The organism is Streptomyces sp. NPDC051172, assembly GCF_040682555.1.
Lineage (GTDB): Bacteria > Actinomycetota > Actinomycetes > Streptomycetales > Streptomycetaceae > Streptomyces.
The window spans coordinates 1-1,429 of the sequence record NZ_JBFBBE010000350.1 but is presented as its reverse complement, the minus strand read 5'-3'; the positions used below and the strand labels follow the sequence as shown (position 1 = coordinate 1,429).

The following is a 1,429-nucleotide window of genomic DNA, read 5'->3' as shown; positions in this document are numbered from 1 at the left end:
GAGGTCGATCCCGGCGACGTCGCCGGCGGGCGTGCCCGAGGGCAGGTAGCCGCCGGCGGTGCTCAGCCCGCACCCGGACAGGACCAGGGAGGCCGCCAGGCCGAGCGCGGCGAGCACGGCACGAGCGGGGGTCCGGCCGCGGCGGCGGGACGGGAGGGTCGCGCGCGGGGTGGTCATGCGAGCCCCCTCGGGGTGGCCAGCGTCTCGACGAGGCGGCCGATCCACTCGATCATCAGGGCGAGGGCGGCCACGAGGATCGCCCCCGAGACGAGCAGCGGGAAACGGAACAGGACGATCCCGGTCTGGATGAGCAGACCGAGGCCGCCCGCGTCGATGAACGTCGCGAACGCCCCGGTGCCCACCAGCAGCACCAGGGCGGTCCGCAGACCCGCCATGATCACGGGCAGGGCCAAGGGCAGCTCCACCCGGAGCAGGGTCTGCAGCGGCGACATGCCCATGCCGCGGGCCGCCTCGACGACGGTGGGGTCGACGCCCCGCAGCCCGGCCAGGGTGTTGGCCAGCACGGGCAGGAACGCGTAGAGGGACAGTGCCAGGACGGCGACCCGGAAGCCGAACCCCCACGCCATGGCGAGCAGGACGATCACACCGATCACGGGAGCGGCCTGGCCGGCGTTGGCCAGCCCCATGGCGACGGGGGTGAACCGCCGGGCGGCGGGGCGGCTCAGCAGCACGCCGAGCGGGACGGCCGTCGCCACGACCAGAGCGGTGGACACGCCGACGAGGGCCAGGAGCTCGGCTGTGAGGCGCAGCACGGTGGGCCAGGACAGCAGCCGGGCCTCGACGTCGTCGAGGGCGGCTCCGCGCACCCAGACGGTCCACCCGATCAGCAAGGCGCCCACCAGCAGCGGCAGGCCGATCAGGAGCAGGCGGTCCTCGGCGGAGGCCCCACGCAGCCGGGCGATCATGGCCGAGCCTGCTCGCCGCCGGCGCGGACGTGCGCGCGCAGTGTCGGATAGTCGAGCAGACCGATGACCGTGCCATCACGGACCACGGCGATCTCCTCCGTCGGGGCCGTGACCAGCGCCGCGAGGGCCTCGCTGATCGGGGTGGCCGCGTCGAGCACGGGCCCGCCCGGCAGCGTGCCCGTCGGGTGGTGTGCGATCGGGCGCAGCGGCAGCGAGTCGACCGACCGCAGCCCCAGCCGCTTGAGCCCCGCCCCCGACCCCACGAAGTCGGCCACGAACTCGGTGGCCGGCCGCGCCAGGACCTCTTCGGGGGTGGCGTACTGGGCCACGTGCGCGCCGGGTTCGAGCACCAGGATCCGGTCGCCCAGGAGCACGGCCTCGTCCACGTCGTGGGTGACCATCACGATGGTCTTGCCCACCCTGGCCTGGATGTCGAGCATCTCCTGCTGCAGGCGCTTGCGGGTGAGGGGGTCCACGGCGCCGAAGGGCTCGTCCATGAGCAG

The 1,429-nt window shown here is 74.5% G+C and carries 1 protein-coding gene and 1 pseudogene; both read right to left on the bottom strand.

The window, feature by feature from the left end; translation table 11 throughout:
• Nucleotides 1–173: 173 nt before the first annotated feature.
• Nucleotides 174–926, bottom strand: coding sequence for an ABC transporter permease (locus AB0N07_RS51010; protein ID WP_365847821.1), 753 nt, complete (start codon nucleotides 924–926; stop codon nucleotides 174–176).
• Nucleotides 923–1,429: pseudogene (locus AB0N07_RS51005) on the bottom strand (ABC transporter ATP-binding protein); the annotation flags it as partial. The pseudogene AB0N07_RS51005 and the gene AB0N07_RS51010, both read right to left, overlap by 4 nt.

What these genes read in the sequence shown, in the direction of transcription:
- AB0N07_RS51010 (WP_365847821.1), bottom strand. Translation starts at nt 926, where the DNA reads ATGATCGCCCGGCTGCGTGGGGCCTCCGCCGAGGACCGCCTGCTCCTG.